Raw genomic sequence first — 26,294 nt, 5'->3', positions numbered from 1 at the left:
TGAACCGGACGAGCGCGTTTCGCGTCACCTGACGTCCAGGACCACCAGCGCCATGTCGTCTCCAATCGCCGCCGGCGCGCAGAACGCCTTCACGTCTCGCAGAATATTATTGACGACCGCCGCCGGGGGGAGCGACCGCTTGGCCGCGAATCCGAGACAGAGTCGCTCCAGACCGAAAAAGTCGCCGGTCGGATCCTGCGCTTCGATCACCCCATCGGTGTGAAATAGAAGCCTGTCGCCGGGCGAAAGACGAATTTCGCGCTCTTCGAAATCGACGCAGCGCTTGGCGCCGAGAACGAGGCCGTCGCCGTCCAATTGCGTGCAGCGCGTCTCGCCCGATCGCAGCAGCAGGCCCGGATTATGGCCCGCATTGGCGTATTTCAATCGACGCATGCGGGGATCATAACGACAGCAGAACATCGTTATGAACAATCCCGACCGATCGAGGTCGTGATACAGCAGCTCATTGAGCTCGCGAAGCACATCGGCTGGATTGGCTCCCGCCGAACCGCGAAATTGCGCCCGCACCATGCTTCTGACCTCGGTCATGATCAGCGCCGCGCCGACGCTGTGGCCCGAAACGTCCGCGATGACCAGATCGACGCTTTCGCCATCCTGAAAGAAATCGAAATAGTCGCCGCCGACATGAGTCGCGGGCAAGCAGATTCCCGCGATTTCGGCTTCCGGCAGCCGCAGCGGCCGATCGGGCAAAAGCGAAAGTTGAATCTGCTTGGCGATCTCCAGGTCGCGGCGATTTTCTTCCGAACGGCGTTTTTCGGTCACATCGGTCTGGACGCCGATGTAATGGGTGATCTCCCCCGTATCGTCGGGAACGGGGGAAAGAAGCAGCTCGTTCCAGAACGCTTCGCCGTTCTTGCGGTAGTTTTTCAAGGTGACTTCGCAGCTCTGGCCGGTTTCGAGCGCATGCCGGATCTCCGCGATTGCGGCGGGATCGGTTCCGCGCCCTTGCAGCATATGCATGCCGCCCCTGAGCAGCTCGTCCTGCGTATAGCCGGTGATCCGGGCAAGCGCGGGATTGACATAGATGTTGGGATTTCCGGGCGCGCGGGCGTCCGAAATGACGATGCCGACATGGACCGCCTCCATCGCGCGGTTGCGCACGCGAAGGGCGTCCTCATATTCCTTCCGCGCCGTAATGTCCCGATCGACGCCGCGCCACTTCAGCAGGCGGCCGTTCTGGTCGAATATGGGCGTCCCGCTGGACTCCGTGAAAACCTGCCGGCCGTCCTTCCGCCGATAGCAATTGATGATTCGGTGGAAAGGTTTCGCCACGCCCGGACCGGGCGGGAAGGGCGACGTTTGCGCGTCGTCTCCATTGTTCCGCAAGACGCTCGCATAGCTTTTACCCAGCAAGTCCGCGGGCTCCAGCCCGAGAATGTCCCGCACGGCGTCGCTGCAATAGGTGTAGCGGCCCTCGGAGTCCTGCTCCCAAAGCCATTCGCCGACCATTTCGGCGACCTTGCGGAAACGCTCCTCGCTTTGGGCGAGCGCCTCCTTGTCGCGTCTTTGCTCCGTGATGTCCTGCTGAATCGAGAGATAGTGCCTGACGCTTCCCTGCTCGTCCCGCAAGGGGGAGATCGTCTCATAGGCCCAGTAGAGCTCGCCGTTCTTCCGGCGGTCCTGGATTTCCCCGCGCCACTCCGCGCCGGCTTTTATGGTCCGCCACAGACGCTGATATTGCTCTCTCGGCGTTTCGGCGGAACGCAGGATGCGCGGATTCTTTCCGACGATCTCGTCTTCCGCATAGCCGGTCAGCTTCGTGAAACAGCCATTCACATATTCTATGCGTCCGTTTTCGTCGGAAATCATGATCGCCACCGGGCTCTGCTCCACAGCGGCGGACAGCGTCCACAAACGGGTCTCGACCCTTTTTGTTTGCGTCAGATCATGCGTGACGCCGACGAAGAAGCGGCGTCCTTCCAGCCAGATTTCGCCGATCGAAAGGTAGATCGGGAAAACCGAGCCATCCTTTCGTTTCCCCGACACCTCCCGCCCGATGCCGATGATCTTGCGGATTCCCGTATTGCGATAGGCGGCCAGATAATGGTCATGCTCCTCCCGGTAAGGCGAGGGCATCAGCAGCTTGACGTTCGAGCCGAGCACTTCCTTGGCGTCGTAGCCGAACAGCCGCTCCGCGCCCGAGCTGAAGAACAGCACTTTTCCAAATTCGTCGATGATGACCAATCCGTCGGCCATTCCGCCAAAAATGGCTTCCAGCTTGACTTTGATGTCCTCGAGCGCGGCGCCGTCCAGACTCCAGGCCCCTTCCGGCCGCAGCCTCAGCAGGAATCCCACGACGCTTTTCGCTCCGAGGCGGTTGATCTCGCAGCTCGCGTCGATCTCTCTCTCGTCCTTCCGTTTGATCCTCACATCGATCCATTGCCGCGCCGGGGCGAAGAGCCAGGGGGCCGTCGGGTCCGCCGCGCCGCCCATGGCCATTTTCGGCCTGCCGGGGAAAGGACGGCCGAGCAGCTCCGCTTCTTCGAATCCGGTCATCTGCTCGGCGCGGCTATTCAAGGCCATTACCCGACCGCTGGCGTCGATCAGGCAGGCCGCCTCGTTATTCGCCTCCAGGAGCAATGTCGTGAGCGGCTTTTCTTGCACAACCCCATTCCTTCCCGCGCCTTATCCATGGGACGGTCGACGCGACGCTTCGCACGCTTCCGCCAGGGCTTGGAGTTCGGAGGCGAAGAGCGCGAAGGGCGCGATCGACTTCGGCTCGGCCTCGAGGATTTCCGAGCGCAGCCTTCGTAAGCGCGTCAATTGAGGCGCGGCGCCCGCGTGACGGAAAATCGCGTCCGGCGCATCCGTCCCCATCCGCAAGGCAATGGCGGCGATGCGGGCGGGGACGGCGCGAAGACGCTCATCGACCGAGGCCTGCAATCTTCCTTCCCAGGCGTCTCTCGCCGTCGTCTCGGCGGCGAGCGCGGCGATCTGGCGCAGCTCGAGGAAATCCACGAAGCTGTCGAAGACGCCGGCCGCCACGCCCATATCCTTGCCCGCCTGCTGAGCGAGCGCGACCAGAAAGGGAAAGTCGCGAAGCCTGTCGAGAAACAGCTCGCGGGAGGCCTCGGGCGCGTTTGAATCGAGCACCGACGCCTCGGCGCTTCTCGTGAAGTGGGCGAGATAATCCCGAAGATGGGCGCGCCATTCCTCGACCTGCCGATCCGGCCGGAGGCGGAGCCCTTTTTGCAGCGCCCACCGGCACAGATAGGCAAGCGAGTCCTCGAGCTGCAGGAGATACTGATATTGGCGGCCGCTGTTCATTCTTCCGTCCAGACTTCGGACCGCCTTACGCCAACGCTCCCCCTCCAGAACCAGGTCGAAGAACAGATAAAGCCCAACGGCGTCGAGGAGCATATCGGGCGCGAGAGGGTCGCCAAATAAGAGGAATCGCGCCCCCGCCTGATCGACGATCCTGTTGCAGACGACTGTGGCGGCGATCTCCTTGGCGAGAGGGTGGGACCTCATCCTTTCCCGATAGCGGGAGCGTATCGCATCCGGAAAATACGAGGCCAGCAGGTTTTCGATCCATTCGGCGTCGAAAAGGAAGTCCGTCTCCAAAAGCGCGCGCTTCAAGGCGAGCTTCGCGTGAGCGGTCAGCAGAGCGAGCTCGGGCCTCGTCAGCCCTTTTTCCGTTCTGGCGGCGAGCTCCCGCCGGCTGGGAAAGGCGTCACGCGACCGGTCAAACTCCCCCGAGACCTCAAAACGATCGGCGAGGTCCATATATGGGCCGATGTCGGCGACGGATCTTTCGCGCTCGAGCGAGATCGAGAGGCTTTGGCGATAATTGTCGTCCAGAACCGTGTCGCAGACCGCATCGGTCAGGCTCTCGAGAAGACGGCGGGCGCCGTCCGATCCGCCCGACGCCTCCCGATCCGGGTAGCGCAGAAGGATTTTCAGATTGACTTCATGATCCGAGAGATCGACGCCGGCCGAATTATCGACCGCATCCATGTTTATGCGTCCGCCGTTCAGGGCGTATTCGACGCGTCCTCGCTGCGTTAATCCGAGGTTGGCCCCTTCGGCGACGACTTTGACGCGCAACTGGCCGGCATTGACCCGCGCGCCGTCATTCGCCCTGTCGCCGACGTCTTCGTCGGTCTCCTCGCTCGCCTTCACATAAGTGCCGACCCCGCCCATCCAGAGGAGATCCGCCGGAGCCGTCAAAAGCAGGCGGATGAGAGTCTCTCCATCGACGAAGCGGTTCCTGCTCTGCAGCCACGATCGCGCTTCCGGGCTGAGCTCGATATCCTTCGCGTCGCGCCGGTAAATCCCTCCGCCGGCGGATATCTTCGAGGCGTTGTAATCCGCCCAGGTGGAGCGGGGCGTTTCGAAGAGACGGCGGCGCTCGTCATAGGACGACAAGGGATCCGGATTGGGATCGAGAAAAATATGTTCGCCGTTGAACGCGCCCAATAGCCTGATCGTGCGCGTCTCCAGCATCCCGTTTCCGAAAACGTCTCCGTCCATCGATCCCACGCCGACGACGGAAACCGGCTGATCGTCGACACTGCGTCCGAGCTCCCGGAAATGCCGCCGCACGCAGACCCAGGCGCCCCGGGCCGTTATTCCGAGGCGCTTATGATGAAAGCCGTTGGATCCGCCCGTGGCGAAGGCGTCGCCGAGCCAGAAGCCTCGCGACCGCGCGATTTCGTTGGCGATGTCCGACCAGGCTCCCGTGCCCTTGTCGGCGGCGACGACGAGATAGGGATCGGCGTCGTCATAGTCCACGCGGCCGGAGCGGCTGCGCTGGCCGGCTTCGTCGAAATCGTCGGTCAATTCGAGAAGAGCCAGGATAAAGCCGCGATAGGCGGCCTCTCCCAATTCTTCGCGCCGAGCGCCTTCCGGCCAAGGCGGCTTCAAGACGAATCCGCCCTTCGCCCCTTGCGGAACGATCAAGGCGTTCTTGATCATCTGCGTCTGCATGAGGCCGAGAATTTCGCTTCGCAGGTCATGGGCGCGATCCGACCATCGGATGCCTCCGCGCGCGACCTTGGCTCCCCGAAGATGTATGCCTTCCATGAAGGGCGCATCGACGAAGATTTCGACCATCGGCCTGGGAGACGGCGCGCCTATGACTCCCAGACTGTCTATCTTCAGCGCGAGCGTCTTCGATTTCCGATCGACGGAATAAAAATTCGTGCGAAGGGTCGCGTCGATCAGGTTGAACATGTCGCGGAGAATGCGATCATCGGTAAGGTTGGTCACCAAATCCAGACCGGAGCCGATGCGCTGCCTGATCTCGGCGACCGCGTCGAAAGAGCCGCGGCTGGCGTGATCCGGACGGAAGCGCGTATCGAAATAGGCGAAGAGCTGGCGCGTGACGTCGACCTGGCCGAGAATCGCCTGATAGAGCCGCGAACGATCGACGGGCCCGCCAAGTTGCAGATAATAGTTGCAATAGGTCCGAAGGACGCCGATCTCCCTCCAGCTCAGCTCCGCGAGCAGAATGAGCGCGTTGAGGGGATCGTCCTCCGCCTCTCCGGACAACAGGGCCGTCAGGGCCTCGAGGATTCGAGGCTTCGACCGCTGAAGCCTTGCGCCGTCGCCCGCGCTTATCAGGAAGCTTCGTATGAACCGCTCTTGCGCGGCGAGCTTTACGGCAAACCGGACCTGATCGACGACGGTCAGGCCAAGATTGTGCAGCACCGGGATGAGCTCGTCGAGCGCACGCGGCTCCGCCCCATAGATCCGGAGGTCGAATTCCGGCCGGTTACCAAGGCGGCGGAGGTCGATGGGCTCGCCGCCGGCGCCGAGCCTGAGCAGATCTCTCGCGCGTTGCCGCGGGGCGACCAGATCGCAATAGCCGGGAGAAAATTCGATCTCCGCGAGACGAAGGGAGTCTTTGAGGCGAGGCTTGCGTTTCGAGCGGCTCGCAAGGCGGCGCAGGTCGGTGTCTGTGTCCATGCCGAGCGCTCTCTAAGACGGTCCAGCCGCCGCACGTTGCGTCACTTCAGGCTCTTGTGCATTTCGAGAACATTGCCGGTCGGGCTTCTGTGATAGACGACCGAGTCCATCAGATTCCGGATAAAGAAAATTCCGCGACCGCGCTCGCCCAATTGCTCGACGTCGGGCGTCGGCACTTTGGAAATGTCGAATCCCTGGCCGTGATCATGGACGCAAATCCGGAGAATATTGTCCTCTATGGCCATACATACCTTCACCGTATGGTCCGTGGAGGCGTCGTCGCCATATTCAATCGCGTTCGCGACGGCTTCCGTCAAAACGAGATTGAGGTGATATCCGAGAGTGTCCTGATCATAGGCGGTCGATTCGAGCTCCTTCGCGACCTGTTCAGCGATATTGCCGATCAGGCGCAGATAGCGCATCTGATTTGGAACGACGATGTCCACGCTCATGACGGTCTCGGACATGTCTACATCGCTAGCTGACGCTCTGGCCGCCTAACGCATCCTGCAGGCGCGGATAGATTTCGAACACGCGATTGAGACGCGTCAGCTCGAACATCGACAGGACGCGGCGTTGGAGGCCGGACAAGACGAGCGTTCCCGATCGCTGGCTTGCATTCTTGTAACCCGAGAGCAGCGCGCCAAGGCCCGAGCTGTCGATGAATTTGACATCCGCCAGGTCGACGATGAGATGACGGCCGCCTTCCTCCAGCGTCCTTAGAATACGCTCCTTGAGCTCGCTCGAATTGTGGGCGTCGAGGCGCTCCTCTTTGACGGCGATGACGACCCGCTCATTCTGCATCCGCATGTCAAGGCGCATATCCCGTACCCGCTCAGTGGACATCGTCGCTGTCCGCAGGAAACTTACCTGTATCTAGATCGGCTCACCGGGCGGTCAATGCGCGCGGCGAGGCGCGCCTCCGGTCCTGCCCGTGCGATCGCGGGGCTCAATATGGGGGAGCGCCGTGAGCATCCGGATCTTGAACATGAGCGCGGCATGAACGGGCGACCGCCCGCGCTTCAGCAACGACAGCGCTCGCTCGGATTGAAGCGCGGCGCGGACTTCTCTCTTCGCCGATATGAACTCCCCCGGCTTCAGCCGTTGGAAATCGAGCCCCGCTGTGCCGTTGCCTGGGCTTCAGCGGAAGCCAAAAGGGCTAGGATTCCGCGCAAATGGAAAAAGCAGGAGGCGGCGCCTCTGATTTAAATTGCTGGCGGAGAGGGAGGGATTCGAACCCCCGATACAGTTGCCCGTATGCCGCATTTCGAGTGCGGTGCTTTCAACCACTCAGCCACCTCTCCGCGGCGCGCCGATTCGGCCCAAAAGGCCAGAAGCTTCGTGGCGCGTCGCCATTAGCATGCTGGGCGGCGGTCGATCAAGCGCCGCATCGCGGGTTGATTGCGGGGCGCCGGGGTTCGATTCGGGGCGCCGCCTGCGATAACTCGGGAAAGAAATGGGGTCGAAGGAATTATCGGACCGTCGCATTGCGTTCTGGGCCGTCATGAATATAGTGCGCGCCGACGGAGGGGTGGCCGAGTGGTTGAAGGCGCACGCCTGGAAAGTGTGTATACGGGAAACCGTATCGCGGGTTCGAATCCCGCCCCCTCCGCCAGTCGCCTCTGGCGGGGATTTAGTGTGGAACGGCGGCGGTCGTCGACGTCGCGCATTTCGGCGGATTATCCGCCTCTTCCTTCATTACGGCTGTTTTCGAAGTAGTTTCGCGCCGGAGCGGGCCGGTCCGTTCCGGTCCGTCGCGCCTGTCGCTAGATTTCCGAGATCGGCTCGGCGATCGGAAGCTTCGCCCTCGCCAGCGTCCGCTTAACAGACGCCTAAACCGTTATTGTCAATCGGGCGAAAAAGTGTCTATTCTGCGTCTGGACTGGGGCTAAGTCATTTTTACGAATTTCGTCAAACGGCCCCGCCTGTAGCGCATGCTGGGGGCGCGTATGAACATGGCGATCATCGAGCGAATTATCGTTCGGCATTTGTCGGGCACGAAGGCGAACCAGATCGAGCAATTGCCGCTTGGCGACCGAGGCGAATTCACGATCGGCCGCGATCCGTCCTCGGCGATCGCCTTCGATCCCGCCGGCGACAGCGTCGTCAGCCGGAAGCACGCGGTTATTCGCCTGGAGGGCGCGGGCGACAATCTCAAATTCAAGCTCTCGGACGCCGGAAGCAGCAATGGGACCTTCCTGAATGGCGAGCGGGTCGCCGGCGAGGTCGAGATCTTCCCGGAGGATAAAATCGAGCTGGGGCAGAAGGGGCCCGCCTTCGTTTTCGACGTCCAGCCGCGTCCCGCGAATTTCGCGGGACGCACGCAGGTGATCGGCGCCGCCGACGCCGCCGCGACCCGCCTCATCAAATCGGCCGAGACCGCGATCTCCACGGCCGTCAGCGCCTCGACCGCCGTGACCGATGAGGCGCCTTCCGTTCAGCAAAAGATCGGCGTCGGGCAGGAAACCGTGCAAAGGCTGCTCGGAGAGGAGCGCGGAAAGGCCAATCGGACGCTGACGGGCGTCATCGCGGCTGTTGTCGCCTTCTTCTTGATCGGCGGCGCGGCGCTGTTCTGGAAGCAGCGCCATGATCTTCAGGAAAAAGATGAGGAGGCGAGATTCGCGCAGCGCGAAACGGAAGAGCGGCTCTCGCAGATCCCCGACGACGTCAATCGCAAGATCGGCATGAAGCCGATCGACATCTACAACAAATACGCCAATGCCACCGTCGAAATCAGAAGGCTGTGGCGCCTGTACGACAAGCAGACGGGCAAGCCTCTCCAGCACAAGACGGTGATTTTCGACGGCAAGCTTTATCCCGCCTATGTCAGATTGCCCGGCAATCTCGGCATTGTCCGGTGGTTGACCCTCGAGGACGAGGCCGTCACCAATCTCAAGGTCGGCGGCGAGGGCAGCGGCAGCGGATTCGTTGTCGGAGAGCAGGGATTCATTCTGACCAATAAACATGTCGCCGCGCCCTGGCTCGTGCGCTACGGCTCCCACGGCGACGACATTGGCGTGCTCTATGACTACGCGCCGCCGTCGAAGAAAAGGGCGAAGCCGAAGGCCGCGCGGCTGATCAACATCACGAGCGCCGAGTTTTCCAAGGTCTATGACTGGATACCCGAATCGGGCGGCTATATTTTCCGCCCGGACGTTCCGACGGAGCTCGCCGGCAATACGCCCGATCCGACGACGAACGACAAGGGCTCCTTCGTCGGTCGCGACGACACGCTGGAAGTGCAGTTCCACGGCAGCCGCCTGAGCGTCAACGCCGAGCTCGTTCGCTCTTCGCCGGATTCCGACGCGGCGCTCATAAAAATCAATTCGCCTCAAACCTTGATCAAGACGGATCTCGCCACCGACGACACGGTTTCGATCGGCGAGAACGTCATCGTGCTCGGCTATCCCGCGATTTCCGTTGAAAACAAGATCATCCGCAACACCGAAGAGGCGGGGCGCATTCGCACCGTGACGGATGTCCTCACGGAAGCGACCGTCACGGAGGGAATCGTCTCGAAGCTCGCTACCGGCGTGAAGGCGACCGAGGGCGGCACTTTCGCAAGCGACATCGGCGACGCCATTCAGCTTGGAATCAATACGACGGGATCGGGGAATAGCGGCGGCCCCGTCTTCAACGCGTCCGGTAAGGTGATCGGTCTGTTCACCTATGGGCGCCAGCGCGACGGGGCCGCGATTTCCATGGCCGTGCCGATCAAATATGGACGCGAATTGCTGCAAGCCCAGAAACAGTAATCAGAGATAGTGCGATGGAGGCCGGGTCGGCGTCTGATTCTTCGCTGCGGATCGCAGGGGCGATGCGAACCGACGTCGGCTGCGTCAGACGGTTGAACGAGGACGCGGTCGCGTTCGTCACGCCCGCCGCGGACGCGCCGGACGGCCGGTTTGGGGCGCTCGCGATCGTCGCCGACGGCATGGGCGGGCATGCGGCCGGCGAGGTCGCGAGCTCGCTCGCCGTAGAGATCGTGTGGCGCATCTTCTATTCGATGGACGCGCCGCCTTCGCAAGTATTGCGGACCGCGCTGGAAGCCGCCAACAAGGCGATACTGGACTATGCCGCCGCGCATCCCGAATGCGCCGGGATGGGAACGACATGCACCGTCATCGGCGTGCGCGACCGCCGCTTATGGCTGGGACATATCGGCGACAGCCGCGCTTATATTCTGCGCGAAGGGCGTCTGACGCAGCTTTCCGACGACCAGACTCTTCATGCGCAAATGGTGCGTGACGGTCTCATGTCGCGAGAGGAAGCGGGAACCGGCCCCGGCAGCAACGTCATTCTTCAGGCCCTCGGGACGCGCGAAGAAATCGAGCCGACGGTCTGGGAGGAAGGTTTGCCGCTGCGCGCGGGCGACGCCGCCGTCCTGTGCTCCGACGGATTGTACAATCTCGTCGAGGACGAGAAGATCAGATCGGCCGTCGCCAATCATGCGCCGGCGGAGGCGTGCCTGCGGTTGATCGAAGCGGCGCGCGCCGGCGGCGGCTACGACAATATTTCGGTCGGCGTCTTCGTCGTCGAGGACGATGTTGCGGCTTCGCATGTTCAGTCCGCCACTCAGCGCATTTACGTCGGCGGCGCCGTTCAAGCCGCGGCGACGGCGACGATCCGCATTGAAGCCGAGGGGTAAGCCATGACCGACCCTCAAATGATCGGACATTACCGAGTTGTCAGCCTGCTCGGAACGGGCGCGATGGGCAAGGTCAACCGGGCGGTCGACACCTTCCTCGAACGCGAGGTCGCGATAAAGTCGCTGCGCGCCGAGCTCACGCAGGATCCCGACTTCGTCGGGCGCTTCAAGGCGGAGGCGACGAGCCTCGCGCGGCTGAACCATCCGAACATAACGACGCTTTATTCGCCAGTGCTCGACGGGGCGAATCTCTTCATGGTGATGGAGCTGGTTCACGGCCGCCCGCTTGACGACATTCTCCGGGAACGGGCCAAGCCCTTGCCGCTGAAGGAAAGCCTCGCGATCATCGCTCAGGCCGCGGACGGCCTCGCTTATGCCCATCAGACGGGCGTCATTCATCGCGACATAAAGCCGTCCAATCTCATGATCTCCGATGACGGCCGCGTGAAGATCATGGATTTTGGCATTGCGCGGGTGCGCGGCAGCGTCAGGATGACTCGCGCCGGAACGGCGGTTGGCACGCCGCTCTATATGTCTCCGGAACAGTGCCGGGGCGGCGAAGGCGACGAGCGCAGCGATCAATATTCCCTGGCGATTGTGCTCTATGAAATGCTCTCCGGCGCGCCGCCTTTCGCGGGCGCCACGGAATATGACGTGACGCAGGCGCAGATCAACGCGGAGCCGTCCGCGCTTGTCCCTCGGATATCCGGCGTCACGCCTGAAATCGAGTCGGCGATCATGACGGCGCTTTCGAAGCGTCCGGAGCAAAGATTCCCAAACATGCGCGCCTTCAGCGACGCGCTGGGGGCGACGGCCTTGCGGCTTGACGCGACGAACGTCATCAAGAGCGCGTCCCATCTCTTACAGGATGCGACCTCGGAACGGGACGTCGCCAGGCAGCCCGACTTTTCCACAAAGGCGCTCGCGCTGGCGAAAAGCCGCGCGGCGACGCTTTCGCGGCGGTTCCGGAACGCGCATCCCGCCCTTCAAGGGGCCATATACGGCGTCGCCGGCGCGACGCTCGTCGCCCTTGCCTATCTTGCGATCGATGGCTCCGCGACGCGTTCGACGGGGACAAGGGAGAAGCAGCAGGAGACGGCCGCCGGCCCAAAGGAATTGCAGCAGGTCGTCGTCGCTCGCCCGGACAATAATGCGCCCGCGCATCGCGACGTCAATTGCGCGACGTCCCTGTTTCCCTCGCCCAATGATCCGCTTGGCTGCAATAATAATCGCCCGCTCAAAACGGCGGAAACGAGTCTCTCGCCGGCGGCGATCGGCGAGTTGCGCTCGGCGATGAAGGAACGCAACCAATGGGACAGTGCTTTCGCCTTGGCGCAGAAGCTCGCCGAGGCGGGGGATCGCGAAGCCCAGTTTCATCTGGGCACCTTGTATCTGAAATCCGGAGCCCGCCAGAATTTCGAGGCGGCTTACGACTGGCTGAAGCGATCGGCGGATCAGAACTACTCCGACGCGCAGGTTTCGCTGGGACTGATGTATCGGGACGGCATTACGCCGGAAAAAAAGAAGAATTTCGTTGAAATGGTGAGCTGGTTCCAGAAGGCCGCCGCGCAAAACAATCCGCGGGCGAATTATTGGCTCGGCCGCGCTTACGAAAATGGCGTCGGCTCGCTGCAACGAGATACGGCGAAAGCGGAGGAGCTCTACACGAAAGCGATGCTTCAGGACCTGCCTGAAGCATCCAGCGCTCTCGAATCCATGAAGCAAAGGCGCGGAAGAAGGTAATCTTCCTTCTCGATATCAGTAGCCGCCCGTGCCCATCCCCCCGCCGCCGCCGCTGGAGGCGCCGCCGCCATGATGTCCCCCGCCGCGGCTGTGACGGCCGCCGCCATGATGAACGGCCGCGTGACCGCGGTGATGTGCGACGCGCGCGCGGGCGTGGCCATGTCCGTGAGACGCATGACGGGAATGGCCGCCATGCCGATAGCCGTAATGATGGTGGCGATGGCCGGCGAGGCCGCTCAGAACGATTCCCAGCAATCCGCCAAATTGGGCGGCGGCAGGCTGGGGGTCGAACAGGGCGGCGGGAACCGCCACCAAGCCCAGCAGCAACGCCTTTCGAAGAACATTGGGGCGCGAATGCGCGCGGTAAGCTTCCCCTTTGATAGAACTCGTGCCGAATTTACTCATCAACGCCCCCGATTCAAGACAAGTAACCAAGCTACTATTGTAGTGTAGTTTCCGCCTGTCAATATACCACAATCCGGGGGCGGCGCGCGCCTTTCGGCGCGCGAATGGAGTAGCGGAAAAACAAAAGGGAGCTGGGATTCGGGCGCGTCGCCGCTTCCGGACCGGAAGCAATGCGTCAAGGCGCGGCTAGGCTCGGTAAAGGCGTGACGATCGCGGACGACTCGCCTTCGCGTCACCTTGCCTCGAACATGTGCGCCAGCGCCTGGAGATCCTCGCAGGCGCTCCGCAATTGCGCGGACAGCGCTTCGAGCGCTTGCCTGGCGCCCGACTCCGTCTCAGGCTCGGCCGAGATCCGGAGATCATCCAAAGCCGATCGAATCGTAAGGCTGCTGATCAAGAGCGCCCGCCAATGATTTGGCCGTTCGTATCGCGTCATTGCGACTTCAGGCTACGATGCCGATCTTAAAGCTTTTACGACATTTCCATCGGCCTTGCGCGTTGCGGGCGACGGCCGCAATTGCGCCGCCAGCGCTTTCGGCGAGCTGATAATCGCCACCCGGCTCGCACCGGATGGATCGTTAAGGCCGGGCGCCTTTCGGAGCCAGGTATGGAACGCCAAATACGCCCGGGATTCGGCTGATGAGCGCCGCTCCGTCGCGCGCGTTCGGTTCGAGAATCCCCCCTTCATGCCATTCGTTCCAAGCGTAAAGCGCCAGGAAGCGGCTTGGTTCGCTATTCGGCCGTTCGTCCATCCAGGCATTGACGCCCCGGAGGCCTTTTTCAAAATTTCCGGCGGTGACTGGCTCCGCAAAATAAAAGATCGCCTGGGGCTCCTTCATGATTCCGAGACGAGGACGCTCGTCCATGTTCTCGGTAAAGCATGGCATAAACGCCCAGCCATGGGCGACGTCGGAAATCCATTGCGGTATCTTCGCATAATTTCCCGACAGGCTCTTTCGGTCGACCACCGGCGCGATACAGCTTCCCGCATCGAATAGACCGCTCGTACGGAACTTGTCGGGAATCTTGTAGTCCATCCGCGCCGTAATCAATAAATCCACGCCTATCAGCCTGTGCGCCGCATTCCGCAACGCCGCTATGAATTCGCCTAACGCGGTGAAATCTATGTCGCGCGGCTTCGACGCGTCGTCGTCGATCCTGAAGCCCGACGCATCGCAAATTTGAATAATCGGCCGGCCATCGCGCGTGCGCAGATAATTCGCACGAGAAATATATCTTCGGACGATCAAATCGGCGACGTTCTCATATTCGTTATGCGGCACGGACAAATACCAGCCGTGCTCGCAAACGGAAATCATGAAGTCGATATCAGAGCTGTTTTTGGCTCTGAGGAACGTTTCCAGGCCGTCATTTGATCGCTGGTATCCCGTGTCCTTGTCCCAGTACCAATAAAAATCAAAAAAACTGACGCCATGCGCGGTCGCCTGATCAATATGGCGCTCGAGCGTCTGCTCGTCGCCCTGATCGTACCATCCAATTTGCGGTTTGAGATAAGACCAGTCGCCTTCAAGCATGACCGGGCTCGAAGGATATCGGGGCTTCATTACCTCCGCCATCCGGCCGGTGTATAAATCGCGCACGCCGGCCCACCAATAATCGCTCTTTTCAAGATCAGTGCCGAAAAGCTGCTTTGTCTTCCGGGCCGCGGGTCCCTCGCCGCCGCGCCAGGCCCCCTTTGCGAACATGCCGAAGTAATATGCTCCAACCCGCTTGGGAAACGCATTGGCGAACACGTAGCCGACAATCGCGACATGCCGCAAGCCGTCCCGTGAATAAGAAGCCTTTTCGTCCTCGTCATCCTTCGCGGAGAGCGCACAGCGGGACTCGCTTTCGCCGCACCAAAGATGCAGAGATAGGAGCCCGGCCGATGGTTTCTCGAAAACATAACCGAGAAGGCCGGAGCGTTGAGCCGACCGCTGCGAAGGGCTCAACTCGCGCGCCGTGTAATAGAATGCGCCGTCTCCTTGGCGCAATCGATAAAGGGGTCTTGTCCCCTCGACCATTATGGAGGAGATCGCGAAGGCGTCGCCTTCGTCCTGCGCGCCCGGGCAGAAGCTGAAGATATTTTCGTTTTCCGCCGCAAAAACGCGCTCCGCCTCGCAGCGGTAGCGATGGATCGGGCTCAGATTTTCGGGATGGCGCCAAAGGTCCCAGACGGCTCTCGCCTGCGCGAAGACTGGCGCGGGCGCGGCGACGCATATTGCGAAGAGCGCGCACGCGACCCGCAACGACCTCCGGATTGCGCCATTCAGGACAGGCAATGCGGGAACCTCACGACGACCGCCCCAGTCTGAGCGGATTCGCATTCCAACTCCACGAATTTTTTAATATAATACAAGACCTTCGCCGGCCGGCAACCCAAGGCGGAAATCCGGGTTCGCCCAATCCCACTGGAGATGTGAATTATGTCGACCGCAAATAACGAAAATTACTATTTTGAGCACAATGGTTATTGCCCGGCCTGCGAGAAAAAGACGACCTTCATTGCGACAAGCCCTTACTTCCGGGGCAGCCTGAAATGTAAGAATTGCCAGTCCGTGCCGCGGCAGCGTCTCCTTATGCACGCCTTGACGACTTTTTTTCCTAACTGGCGCAGGCTCGCAATACATGAAAGCTCTCCCGGCTGGGATATTCTGAGCCGTCGCTTTGCGGAGGAATGTGAGTCATACGTTGCGAGCCAGTATGACACCGCCGTCCCCTTCGGGACCATTGTCGACGCCTACAAAATGCCGTGCAAGCTATATCAATGCGAAGATCTCGAACGGCAAACTTTCCCGGACGAAGTCTTTGACGTCGTCATCACGCAAGACGTGTTCGAGCACGTCTTTCGTCCGGACCTCGCGATCAAGGAAATCGCTCGCACCTTAAGACCTGGCGGCGCGACGCTGATGACGGTTCCGATCGTTCGCAAGACGGCGTCTTCCTTGCGTCGGGCGCGTCTAGAGAACGGGACCGTCGAACATCTGCTTCCAGCCGAGTATCACGGGAATCCGATCAGCAACGATGGCGCTCTGGTGACGATCGACTGGGGCTACGATATCGTTTCCTATTTGCAGCATCACTCCGGATTGTCCTTCATTATGCTTATGATGGACAATATTGATCTCGGAATTAGGGCCGGACTCAATGAAGTATTGATCGGCTTCAAAAAGGGCGTTCAGGAATTATGACGAGCGCTTCGAGATCGCATCCGCGCGGAAGCCGCCAGGAATCTCAATCAACGAGCGTGGAGCCGAGCTGAGTGAGATCGACGACGCTGCGTAATTCATGCCGCGCGACGTAATACGCGTAACCTTCAAACTCACTCCAGCCGCTCACAAAAATGAAATCCAATCCCTTGCCGGAAGCCGCTTCGTGATCGTAGCGGCTGTCTCCGAGGAATAAAGCGGGGCGTTGTATGTTCCCCGAGGCCAGCTCACGCGCGAGAATCTCATCCTTTGTATCGGGGCTTCCGAAGATTCCGCCGTCGAAGTAGCGCGCAATGTTCCGCAGAGAGAATATTTCACGCAGTTCAGCCTGATCGCCCCCTGAGGCCACGAGCCAACGGGCGCGCGGCGTTTTTTGGCGTAACAGCTCGATCCCCGGCGCCGTCTGACATGTCAGAAGCCCCTCGCGAACAGCGGAGGCATAGTTTTTCAGAAGCTCGTCCAGGCCGGGACCCTGCCGGCCCGGCGGGACGATATGGTTCAGGAAATAATCAAACTTCCGGTAGCGGGAGACGCCCCCATTGGCCAGGTGGTGACGCACCAGCTCATCCGCGGCGGCGTCGCCATAAGGCAGCGCCGCTTGGCGGAAGGCGTCCGTCTTCACGCGGTTGGAGTCGAGGATCACGCCGTCGCAGTCGAAAATTACGGTGGAATAGCCAAATTTCATCTCGCCATCCTGGCGCGAAGAACGGCCTCCACTTTCTCGACATCTTCCGGAATGTCGACAGCGACGCTTCCAGGCTTGGTTTCCACCATGACGATCCTGCGGCCGAGCTCAAGAAAGCGCAGGATCTCGATATCTTCGCATGACTCAAGATAGCTCTTGCGGCCGAAATTCTTGAAGTCGAGCAGCTCCTGCTTTGTGAAGCAATAGATACAAACTTGCTTCATATATCTTTTCGGCGCGCTTTTCTCTTCCTTGCTGGCAGGTAGCGCGGCGCGAGACATGTAAACCATTAGCTGGCTTTCATTCGCGACCACTTTCGGAAGATTCCGACTCTGCGGGTCTTCGTCGGCCGATATCCAGCAGAAGCCGTTTACGATATATTCCGGCGTTTCAAGCTTACGTCGGATACATTTCTGTATGTCGTCGGGATCGATGACGGGCTCGTCGCCCTGGACATTGACGTAAATGTCATAATCGATCATCTCACACGCTTCAGCCAGTCTATCCGTGCCCGTGAGAGCGGAAGGACTGGTCATCAATGCTTGAAAGCCCGCGGCTTCGACAATATCGGCGATACGCTTGTCGTCGGTCGCCACATAGACGTGATCCTTCCCGACGGCTTTGGCGGAGAGCTCGGCAACCCAAAGGATCATCGGCTTACCGAGCAGCGCTACTAACGGTTTGCCGGGATACCGGCTTGACGCATGCCTGGCGGGGATGACGATGCAGACCTTCACGCTCATATTCCATATATCGAGATTGCGCCCATATTCCTGTACTGGCTGGGCGTCACCGAAATGATCTTCGGCGTTCCGGCGACATCGCGGATCTGGCTCAGCAGATTTTCGACCTCGTCATTGCGCGGATCGCCAGCCGGATACCCGTCGAAGCCGGCCATAAGTATTTGGCGAGCTTTTCCGCTTGCCGCAATCGCTAAAGCGTAGGCTAGAACCAGAGATGTCGGCGCAATGCAGCAAGTGTCGAAAAACGCGAATACGCCGGGTTGCACGCCCAGGCCGAAATCCAGAACGTCCCTGCCTTTGAGCGCCATTTTCAAATCCACCGGCAGCATGGACATCGGGGCGATCAAAGGTTGAGGGAGGGTGGCGTACGTTTCGCAATCGGCCATTACGCGCACCGGATGGCAGGCGGCGCGCAGGTTGATCAGATCCGGGGCGATGGCCGATTGCGTATTGAGCGCGAGAACCAACGGCTTCTCGCGCCGAATGTAAGCTTCCAGAGCGCGCCTGTGAGCCGCTACGCCGGGCCCCGAGCCGAGAATCAGAACGTCGCGTCCGGATATCAGGCTTGCGGGAGACCAAGTTCCCCGCGGCGCCTCGCCATAGAAATTGCGCGCGCCATGCATGCGGTCCGCGTTGAACTTGTTGCCGCCCTCGTGGCGGAGACGCTCAATCACGGCAAGAATGTCCTCCTCGTCGTAACGAGTGTCCGCGAGCATTTCTTGAACATAAGTCGGGTGGATGCCGTATTTGCCGGATAGATAATAATACGGATTGGTGCCCCAGCCGCAACGCTGCTTCATGGGACGGAAATGCTTCCGAATGAGCGCCATGAGCGGAACGAAGTTCGCCCTTCGATTTCGCAGCGCCTCCGCCTCGATCACCAGCTCTTCGGTCCGGGCGTTTCCGGGACCGCGCCCCATGCCGGTGACCGTGGAATCGAGCCAGCTTGCTCCTTCCGCCTGAGCGCGAAGCGTATTTTGCAGGCCGAGCCCCATATTATCGTGGGCGTGCACGCCGATAGGCCCATCCCACGCCTCCCGCATCCAGCAAATGACGCGGGCGACGTCTTCCGGCGTCATGCTGCCCATGCTGTCCGCGAAATACAGTACGGACACCGGCCACTTTCCGGCTTCGCGCGCATAATCGAGCACTTCGTCCCGACTCCGCTCCGACACCTGCATCAGATTGATGCCGACCTTGTAGCCGCGATCCGCCAACCACCTTGCCGCAGGCAAGACGCCCCGGATTTCCCGGTAGTGGCAGGCGAAACGCACGAGTTCAACCGGCGAGGTCGTCGCCTGCTCAGGGAAAAGCCGCTCGAGCGCCGGCTCCAATCCAAGATCGGTGAGCATCTCCGCGCCGTTGAGCATCACGCCGATCGTCAGTCCGTCGGGCAGGACAAGCGAGCGGATGAATTCATCGGTGGCGAAGGCGTTGGGTCCCTTAAAGCCCTTGTTGTGCAAGGAGCGAAAGCCGATTTCCACAATATCGACCTGCGCGGCCTTCATTGCGTCGAGATAAGCCTGGATGAGTTCCGGCGAAAAGTCCCACGCATTATAGTAGCCGCCGTCACGCAACGTACAGTCCAGAAGCGTGCAATCAGTCACTGCAGCAATCCTCGGTTATTGCGCTCTTGCGTAAGCTATTCCGTCCGACCGGGAGCTTCAAGCCAAACTTTTGTGTTTGCTGTGTTTTTGTCTTGAAATCAGCTATTGGGACTGGCTGGCCCTTTCGGCTGCGCGGCGCGCGGGGACTCGGGCCCGAGCTTTGATCGCGGAGAGAGGCGGCCGGTCGTAGTTCTTGAAGAATCACGCTTTTTCATGCTACGCATAAATCAAGGTTGTGGATGTGAATGATGCCGCCGCCTGAATTCCCAGGCGGGTTATTCGAGGGCGAAACCGACGGTGAATAAGAATATGAGTAAAGTTGCCGTATTGTGCCCTATCGTTCGTCGTCCGGATCTCGTGGCGCAACAGCTCGACAACTATTTCGATTTCCACGGAGAGCATGGCGTTCACATACTTCATCCGGCGATCGGCAGCGGAAATCTTTTCGCTTCTTTGGACGATTTGGTCAGTCGACCTGTCGACTTCATCCTTAACGACGATCCCTGGCTCACGAGCTACAATAGCATCTTCGGTTCGATTTTATCTTCGCACGCCGTGCTCAAGGCCTATGGCGTCGCGGCTGATTTCGTCTATGTGCACACGGACGGCGACCTTCTTATAGAAGGGGACTTTATCCGGACGGTCAGAGAGGGTCGCAACGCTTTCACGTCGTATCCGGCGGGTCCCAACTGGACGCATTACGAAGCGATGATGAAGGACCAAGCTTTTCATGAGCTCAGAAAATATTGTTCGATAGACGACACGCAAATTTTCGTCGGCCGGCAAGAAGGATCGTTTTTCGAAACCGCTGTCTGGTTGGAGATGATGGAGCTGGCGCTGCGCTTTTTCCCGAGATCGCATTTCGAGGATCGCAGCAAGCATTGGCCGATAGAGGAGGCGATTCTCCCGACGCTGTGCATGCGTCTGTTGCAAAATAGCGACCATCCCAAAGGCCTTATCCTGACCAAGGACTGCAAGGTTTTTCGCGAGGGGCAGAATGCGCGCTTCCTGGAGGAAAACGTTCTCCAGATTTTCGACATCGAGCAGGCGCTGTCCGTTCATGAAAAAGAAGGCTGCTTTGGAATGAAGTGGTTTTCTCAGGATATTCATCATCCTGCGCGCAATTACGTCATGAACCGCAATCGCCGTCGGGCGATTGCCGATGAGCCTTGAGCATTCCGGACGGCGGCGAGGTTGCCCGGTGCGCGCAGAGGCTGCGCGCTTCGATCGTATGAAGCAACCAAACCGCTTGTGCGAATACCGTCTTCTCGCGCCGCCTTCCTGGGCCGTCGAGCTTCCATCGGTTGTTGTTGCGGGTGACGGTCACAGAGGGAGAAGAGAATGCGACAAAACTGGGTGAGCAACGAGCTTTGCCTTCTTGGCGACGTGCAGATTAAATTTGTTTCCGGGAATTTTTCGGAAGCGAAGACGACCGCGGATCAAATGATCGTTCTCAAGCCGCAGATCTGGTTCGAGCGATATAAGACTTTTATTCCCACCGACGTTCGTCGCATCGTCGAAGTCGGCATCTTTGAGGGCGGCAGCATCGTCTTACTGGCGGATCTGTTTCCGAACGCGGAAATCATCGGGATCGATCTCCGGAAGCAGAACGACTTCGTCTTGCAGCATATCGATGCGTTGGGATATGGCGATCGCGTAAAATTGCACTATGGCGTTTCGCAAACGGATCGGGCGGCTATCGAACAGATCATTTCTTCGGCATGGGGAGCCGAACCTATTGACCTCGTCATCGATGACGCCTCCCACGTCTATGATTTCTCGGTCGCGACTTTCGACATTCTTTTCCCCCGCGTTCGCGCCGGCGGTTTTTATGTCCTCGAGGACTGGGGATGGGCGCATTGGCCGAATTTCTCGGGCGATCTTGCAAATAGCGGCAGTCGAGCGCTTTCGAGCATGGTGCTTGAGCTGGTGATGGCGACCGCCGGCTATTCCCAAGCCGTCGCTGAGGTGCGCGCGCTCACCGCGATGGCTTTCATCAAGCGAGGCGAGGGCGCCGCTCCGCCTCTCGGCAAGATGATACGTCTAAACGGCAATAATCGTGTTTGGCACGGCGTGTAGCGAGCGTCTCGCGAAAAGGCGGGGATCTGGCCCGAAGCTTTGATTGTGGCGGAGGGCGGGGAAGCAGGCGTGGGCGCATCGGTCGCGATGCGCCGCCAATCCTCGAACTGCAATCAACGCTCGACAGCGCCAAGCATGGGACGCCGCGCCGGCGTCCGTTACGGCCGCCTTCATCGCAACTCGAAACCTTAATGTGAACGTGGGACGCGGATCGTTTTCGATCCCGTCCCACGCATTTATTACGCAAGGATCTTGGCGGTTCTCATTTGAGTGGGAAAAGCCTTCCCCAGTTCGCCACGTCCTTCACATATTCCTTCCTCGGCGCGCGCGACTCCAGTTCGCCTGAGGCGAAGAAATGCTTCGTCGCGGAATCGATCTTGCCCTCCCGCCGGGCTTTTGCGACATCCGGATATTGCCTGAGATACCAATATTCGTCGACGCGAATGGCGCCGCTTCGCCCTTCAAAAAATCCGTTCGCCACATAATGCTGGCGCGGGTCTTTGATTTTTCCCGACTTTACGGCCGCGTCGATGTCGGGGTTGTTCAGGAGATATTGGGACTTGTCGAAGTCCCCGCCCGATACGCTCAGCTGCAGCAGCAGCTTCAGCAGCTTGGCGGGCACCTGCACGTCGCCGTCACCCATTACAGCGTCTTTCGAAAGGCCGAGACGCTGCAAAATGAAGCTGAAACTAGGGACATACATGGGATTTCCTTTCTGGATTCCGCTGACCGCGCATCCGTCTCTGGCGTCAGGGGCGGAATTTAAGCGTTGGGCGGATAGCCGGCGTCAGAGCTTGAACGCGCGTTTCCATTCATTGATGTCGGACAGATATTCTTCCCGAGGGGCTCGACCCTCCACTTCTCCCACGCCGATGAAATGCATCGTCGCCGACCGCAGCGATCCGTCCTCGACGGCTTTCGCGACGTCCGGATAGTTTTTCTTGTACCAATCCTCATCGACTTTCGGGGTGGCGCCTTTCCGCCCCTCGAAGAAGCCGTGCCGGATGTAGTGGAACCTGACGTCGTCCACCTTGCCGTCTTTCACCGCTTCCGCCAGATCAGGGTTCGTCTCAAGGTAATTCTCCTTGTCGAACTCACCCACCGCTACCGCGAGTTGGAGAAGGAATCTCAACGAGGAGGCTGGGATCGTGACGATTTCATCGCTTTCCAGCGCTGCGCGGTTAACGTTGAGGCGCTGGGCAAAAAAGCCAAAGCTCGGTACGTACATTTCCGTTGTCTCCCGTGGTGTTGCTGTTGGGCGCCTTCTGCAATACAGGCGAAATAAGGTCGGCCGCAGGCGCGCCTATGCTTGGATGAGACCGAATTGCCGGTTCAATTCAAGGCGATAGGCTTCCTGTCGCTCCTTCACTGCGTCTGTAAGCGAGAACAGTTGAATTGCGAGGGCATGTGCGCGTGACACCTCATTGACATGGCTGGCGCCGCCCGTGGCGTGAGTCACGCTGGAGGCGTGCCGACGATGAACATTGTGAGGAGTGGCGCTATATCCGACGCGCGCTCCGGGCTGGGAAAGCGCGGATAGATAGAGCGCCCAATCCCCTGCAAAACGATAGTCGCGAAGAATCGCGTCGCACGCGTCGAGCGCCGCGAGTAGACTCGCTTTGCGCCAGACGACCGAGCTCACATTGAGAATGAGATTCTTGACGGACAGATATCGCCGGACGAATTCGAGCCCGTCAAAAATCTCGGTTTTCGTCAAAGCGTCCGGCTCGACCGTCGCGTAATAGCTTTTATAGCTGTCCCATTGGGGCGATCCGTCCGCATTTATGGTCCGGCTATCGCAGAACACGAATTTCACGTGTCCGTCCGAATCGAAGAGCTGCAGGACTTCCTGCAGGAACTCCGGTTCGGCGCTGTCGTCCGCCTCGGCGATCCAGATGAACTCGCCCTTGGCCATCGTCGCGGCCTTGCGCCATTGCGCGAACACCGACCCGGAATTTGCCTCGTTCGGCGCCAGGACGATTTCGCGATCAAACTGAGAAGCCGTCTCGGCGATGATTTCGAGGCTATTATCCTGCGAGCAATCGTCGAGCACGATCACCTCGCGAACAGGATGCGTCTGCGCGAATACCGACCCGAGCCGCTGCGGCAAATATTCCGCATAGTTGAAGTTCGGCACCGCGACCGAGACGGATCGCAGGCTTGGCAAGGAAAGGGACAACAAGGCCGCCGCATAATCCTCGAAATTGAATCGAGCCTTGATGCCGGCGCCGCGCTCCTTCCTCTTGGCGGGTTGCGGGGCGCAGATGATCGTCTCCACGACCGCCTCGCCCATCGCGACCGTGTCGCAGAACGGCACGACCTGGCCGATCGACGTTTCCCGTAGAAGATCGGGGATCCCACCCGCCTTGTCGAAGGCGATCACCGGCAGTCCGGCGCACATCGCTTCAAGGGCGACGGAAGGGTAGGGGTCCTCGCGCGAGGTGAGCACGAGGCAGTCCGCCGCGGAGTAGAAAGCGTCTACGTCCGTGCGAAACCCGGTGACGTGGAAGCGGCCGGTCGCGCATGCGGCCTCGACCTCCGGGCCGAGCCACTTCATCACTTGCGGGCAAACGTCGCCGACCCAGACGAAATGGATCTGCTCCCATTGCCTGCGCAGCAAGCGCCAGACTTGGATGAATAAATCGAAGCCTTTTCGAAGGTCGCCATAGCCGACGCCGATGACGATCGGGTTCGTCAGGCCGATCGAAAGCTCCTGACGCGCCGCCGCCGCTTTTTCCTCCGATGTCGTAACAGGATTGTACAGCCCCTGCGGCAAGACCAGGGATAGTTGCGGGTCCGGCGACGTTTCGGTTGCTTCGAAAACGGCGTCTCTGACCGCCGCGGCGGCGAAAACCACGCGTCGGGCCGATTCGAATGCGCGCTGCACCGGGCGAACCAGATTCCGCTCCGTGAGCATGCGCGGCAATTCGTGGATGAGGACAACCGTCTCCATCCCCGCTTCCTTCGCGATCGGCGCGACATGCGCCGCGGCGGCGGTGTTCACGATCGCGGTGAGATAGCCTCGTTGCCTGATCTCCTTGAGGAAGCTTCGGAGCTTCAACGCCTCCGACACGATATGCGTCTTAGCGACCGCCTCATATTCGGAAACCAGCGCGCCGCCGTCCAGAAGCAGGAAATTGACGTCAACGCCGTTCGCGCGCTTCAGCGTGCGGCCGATATTGAGCAGCAGATATTGCGCTCCCGCGGTGAAGGCGTCATGGCCGACAAGAAGAACGCGCGTTTTGGCGCTATATTTGCGGGTCCTGCCATACACCGCTCTCGCCGTGGCGTTTAAATATGCGGCGCCGAAGTGGAGATCCGGCTCCAGATAGGCGCCCTCACACCATTCGTTCCAGGCGTTCACGCAAACAAGCGGCTCCCCGAAAAAGGGATTGCTGCGCGCATGCGCGATGAGTTTCGTGAGCCATTTTTGATAGAGCTCGGGAGTGGAGCCCGTGATGACGAGCCCGCCGCCCTGACGACGGGCGTCGTTATCCCAGCTCGGCGTCAGCGTCTTGATGACGGGAAGCGACGTGGACGGCGGACTTTCGAGCGAGCTGCGAACGACGTCCTCATAGCTATATACCTGTCCCTTGAATTCAAAATCGAGCAAATGCAGCGATTGATTCTGCGTCCGAAGATTATTGACCAGCTTATGGGGCGGAAACTCAATCGCTCCGTCCATTCCGAATTTGCCGGGGTCCAGATCGCCGAACGCCTGGGCGCAGGCGAATATCGGGTTCTCTTTATGCTCGTCCCGCAAAATTTCGCGCCAACGCGCGATCGCCGCGGCCGCGTCGGGAATGCTCGACGCCCTGTAGATGAAGAAAAGCGGTCTGCCTTCAAGCCGGATATAGCGGGGGTCCTTGAAATGCCTCGCCAGGTCTGCGCAAAGGGCGGCGTCGTCCTCCTCGGCGTAGTCCTGCGAAATGAGAACTTCGCTCTCGGCGCCGTCCCAGCGCCGGGTCCAGTTTTCGTTCGCCCACATGATGCAGAAAGGGAAGTCCAGGCTGTCATCCGACAAAAAGCCCTCGATCGGCTTATGCATAAGCCGCTTCCCGTTGAACCAATAATAATAATAAACGAAGCCGAATATTCCCGAATCGCGCGCCAGGTCGATCTGGCGGCGCATGACTTCCGCTGATTCAAGATTGTAGAAGCCTAGATCTCTCGGAATGCGGGGCTGATAATGCCCCTGGAAGCGTGGCGATCCACGACCCACATTGGTCCATTCGGTGAACCCTTTTCCCCACCACTCGTCATTTTCGGGAAAGGGATGAAACTGCGGCAGATAATAGGCGAGCACCTTCGCTTGGGGCGCGCTCTCCCCGAGCGCAACGCTCTGAAACTCTTCGAAATAGGGTGACGGCTGCGTAAAGCGCCGAACCTCTCGCGCGACCGACGCATAGCCGTCGTCGGGCACGCCGCGGACGTTTGGTTCATGGCGGTGGGCAAAATAATGCAGGAGCGGGCACTCCGAGGCTTTGCCCGCCATATGACTCCAGAGATAGTAATTGGTGTCGAAGAGGGCGGATGGATTTCGTCCCTCCCGAAAGCCATATTCCACATAATGTTCGACAGGATCGACGTCCGCCTGAGCAATGTCTGGATATTTGGCGAGATATTGCGTGACGTCAAATTCCGGAATGGGACTGTATTGTCCGCTGCGGCGATTTTTCAGGTAATGCGCCAGAGCGTTGCTTTCTTCGGTCAGGCCGTAGCGACTCCGGTACCATATAGGATCGAACATCACACTCGGCCGGCGCCCTTCGCGCTCGCCGAAAAGCGCATAATGAACAAGGGGATTGATATTCGTCGTCGCAACGTCCGGATTGCAGGCGAGGTAATAGGCGGTTTCAAAATAAAAGTTCGGATTTCTCCCGTCGAGCGCGCCCTGAACGAAATAATCCTCATAAGGATCGTCGAGCTTATCGCCGAGGGCGCTATATCTTTTTCGATAAAAAGACACATCGATCAGTTGCAGCACCTCTTCCGGATCCACGAGATCGGGCAGACCGGCGCGCGTGAGCACTTCCCGAATTCTAACTGCAGCCATCGTCAGGGCAAGAGATGACGCCGCGTCCCCCTGCAACCGTCTGAAGAAATCCATACAGGTCCCCTACTATTGCCGGCAGCCAGCGCGAGGCCGGCTACTCAGGAACAATCTGCTTGTGCGCGAATATCATCAATAAAATAAATAGTTATCCGACGCAACCAAAGCGGGAGCGTTAATTTCGTTCTGGA

General features: G+C 59.8%; 18 protein-coding genes and 2 tRNA genes. 7 read left to right on the top strand and 13 right to left on the bottom strand.

Annotated elements, in window-relative coordinates:
* Positions 1-24: 24 nt before the first annotated feature.
* The 5 genes from ACV7JP_RS04305 to ACV7JP_RS04285 form a co-directional block, all read right to left on the bottom strand.
* Positions 25-2,625, bottom strand: coding sequence for a PAS domain S-box protein (locus ACV7JP_RS04305; RefSeq protein ID WP_457798010.1), 2,601 nt, complete (start codon positions 2,623-2,625; stop codon positions 25-27).
* A 21-nt stretch (positions 2,626-2,646) separates the two neighbouring features.
* The gene (locus tag ACV7JP_RS04300) at positions 2,647-5,931 is read right to left on the bottom strand and encodes an NAD-glutamate dehydrogenase domain-containing protein (RefSeq protein ID WP_457798009.1); all 3,285 of its coding nucleotides are present in this window, start codon (positions 5,929-5,931) and stop codon (positions 2,647-2,649) included.
* Between the two features lie 41 nt (positions 5,932-5,972).
* Positions 5,973-6,398: an ATP-binding protein gene (locus ACV7JP_RS04295; RefSeq protein WP_457798008.1), complete on the bottom strand. Its 426-nt coding sequence runs from the start codon at positions 6,396-6,398 to the stop codon at positions 5,973-5,975.
* Positions 6,399-6,408: 10 nt separating this feature from the next.
* Positions 6,409-6,741, bottom strand: a complete 333-nt coding sequence (locus tag ACV7JP_RS04290; RefSeq protein WP_457798007.1) for an STAS domain-containing protein — start codon at positions 6,739-6,741, stop codon at positions 6,409-6,411.
* Positions 6,742-7,145: 404 nt separating this feature from the next.
* Positions 7,146-7,235: transfer RNA gene (locus ACV7JP_RS04285), tRNA-Ser, on the bottom strand.
* Between the two features lie 221 nt (positions 7,236-7,456).
* Between ACV7JP_RS04285 and ACV7JP_RS04280 the strand changes: the two genes are divergently transcribed.
* From ACV7JP_RS04280 to ACV7JP_RS04265, 4 genes are all read left to right on the top strand, one after another.
* A tRNA-Ser gene (locus tag ACV7JP_RS04280) sits at positions 7,457-7,546 on the top strand.
* 334 nt (positions 7,547-7,880) lie between these two features.
* Complete coding sequence (locus ACV7JP_RS04275; protein WP_457798006.1) at positions 7,881-9,686, top strand: trypsin-like peptidase domain-containing protein; 1,806 nt, start codon at positions 7,881-7,883, stop codon at positions 9,684-9,686.
* A gap of 62 nt (positions 9,687-9,748) precedes the next feature.
* Positions 9,749-10,579, top strand: coding sequence for a protein phosphatase 2C domain-containing protein (locus ACV7JP_RS04270; protein ID WP_457798005.1), 831 nt, complete (start codon positions 9,749-9,751; stop codon positions 10,577-10,579).
* A gap of 3 nt (positions 10,580-10,582) precedes the next feature.
* A complete protein-coding gene (locus ACV7JP_RS04265) occupies positions 10,583-12,322 on the top strand; it encodes a serine/threonine-protein kinase (RefSeq protein WP_457798004.1) in 1,740 nt (579 codons plus the stop codon).
* 15 nt (positions 12,323-12,337) lie between these two features.
* Here the strand turns inward: ACV7JP_RS04265 and ACV7JP_RS04260 are convergent, their stop codons facing one another.
* Positions 12,338-12,634: a hypothetical protein gene (locus ACV7JP_RS04260; protein WP_457798003.1), complete on the bottom strand. Its 297-nt coding sequence runs from the start codon at positions 12,632-12,634 to the stop codon at positions 12,338-12,340.
* A 671-nt stretch (positions 12,635-13,305) separates the two neighbouring features.
* Positions 13,306-15,054 carry a glycoside hydrolase family 99-like domain-containing protein gene (locus ACV7JP_RS04255; protein WP_457798002.1) on the bottom strand — a complete coding sequence of 583 codons (1,749 nt, stop codon included), beginning with the start codon at positions 15,052-15,054 and terminating at the stop codon, positions 13,306-13,308.
* A 99-nt stretch (positions 15,055-15,153) separates the two neighbouring features.
* On the opposite strand from ACV7JP_RS04255, the gene ACV7JP_RS04250 reads away from it, so the two are divergent.
* Positions 15,154-15,918: a class I SAM-dependent methyltransferase gene (locus tag ACV7JP_RS04250; protein WP_457798001.1), complete on the top strand. Its 765-nt coding sequence runs from the start codon at positions 15,154-15,156 to the stop codon at positions 15,916-15,918.
* Between the two features lie 43 nt (positions 15,919-15,961).
* Here the strand turns inward: ACV7JP_RS04250 and ACV7JP_RS04245 are convergent, their stop codons facing one another.
* The 3 genes from ACV7JP_RS04245 to ACV7JP_RS04235 are packed head-to-tail and all read right to left on the bottom strand — an operon-like array spanning position 15,962 to position 18,971.
* Positions 15,962-16,621: an HAD family hydrolase gene (locus ACV7JP_RS04245; protein WP_457798000.1), complete on the bottom strand. Its 660-nt coding sequence runs from the start codon at positions 16,619-16,621 to the stop codon at positions 15,962-15,964.
* Entirely contained in the window at positions 16,618-17,364 is a 747-nt protein-coding gene (locus ACV7JP_RS04240) for a 3-deoxy-manno-octulosonate cytidylyltransferase (protein ID WP_457797999.1), read from the bottom strand. Before ACV7JP_RS04240 ends, ACV7JP_RS04245 begins: the two co-directional genes overlap by 4 nt.
* Positions 17,361-18,971: an aldolase catalytic domain-containing protein gene (locus ACV7JP_RS04235; RefSeq protein WP_457797998.1), complete on the bottom strand. Its 1,611-nt coding sequence runs from the start codon at positions 18,969-18,971 to the stop codon at positions 17,361-17,363. The genes ACV7JP_RS04240 and ACV7JP_RS04235 overlap by 4 nt, the downstream gene beginning before the upstream one ends.
* A 309-nt stretch (positions 18,972-19,280) precedes the next feature.
* Here ACV7JP_RS04235 and ACV7JP_RS04230 point away from each other — a divergent pair, with 309 nt between their 5' ends.
* Together ACV7JP_RS04230 and ACV7JP_RS04225 are read left to right on the top strand one after the other, a co-directional pair.
* On the top strand, positions 19,281-20,144 hold the full coding sequence (locus tag ACV7JP_RS04230) for a hypothetical protein (RefSeq protein ID WP_457797997.1): 864 nt from the start codon (positions 19,281-19,283) through the stop codon (positions 20,142-20,144).
* Between the two features lie 168 nt (positions 20,145-20,312).
* The gene (locus tag ACV7JP_RS04225) at positions 20,313-21,050 is read left to right on the top strand and encodes a class I SAM-dependent methyltransferase (protein WP_457797996.1); all 738 of its coding nucleotides are present in this window, start codon (positions 20,313-20,315) and stop codon (positions 21,048-21,050) included.
* Positions 21,051-21,312: 262 nt separating this feature from the next.
* On the opposite strand, the gene ACV7JP_RS04220 is transcribed toward ACV7JP_RS04225, so the two are convergent.
* The 3 genes from ACV7JP_RS04220 to ACV7JP_RS04210 all read right to left on the bottom strand — a co-directional run bounded on the left by ACV7JP_RS04220 (position 21,313) and on the right by ACV7JP_RS04210 (position 26,160).
* Positions 21,313-21,726 carry a hypothetical protein gene (locus ACV7JP_RS04220; RefSeq protein ID WP_457797995.1) on the bottom strand — a complete coding sequence of 138 codons (414 nt, stop codon included), beginning with the start codon at positions 21,724-21,726 and terminating at the stop codon, positions 21,313-21,315.
* Between the two features lie 111 nt (positions 21,727-21,837).
* Entirely contained in the window at positions 21,838-22,278 is a 441-nt protein-coding gene (locus ACV7JP_RS04215) for a hypothetical protein (protein WP_457797994.1), read from the bottom strand.
* Positions 22,279-22,353: 75 nt separating this feature from the next.
* Positions 22,354-26,160, bottom strand: coding sequence for a glycoside hydrolase family 99-like domain-containing protein (locus tag ACV7JP_RS04210; protein ID WP_457797993.1), 3,807 nt, complete (start codon positions 26,158-26,160; stop codon positions 22,354-22,356).
* Positions 26,161-26,294 lie beyond the last annotated feature (134 nt).

It is taken from the genome of Methylocystis sp. S23 (genome assembly GCF_054106005.1).
The sequence above is the reverse complement of the archived record's forward strand: the minus strand, read 5'-3'. Positions and strand labels throughout refer to the sequence as shown.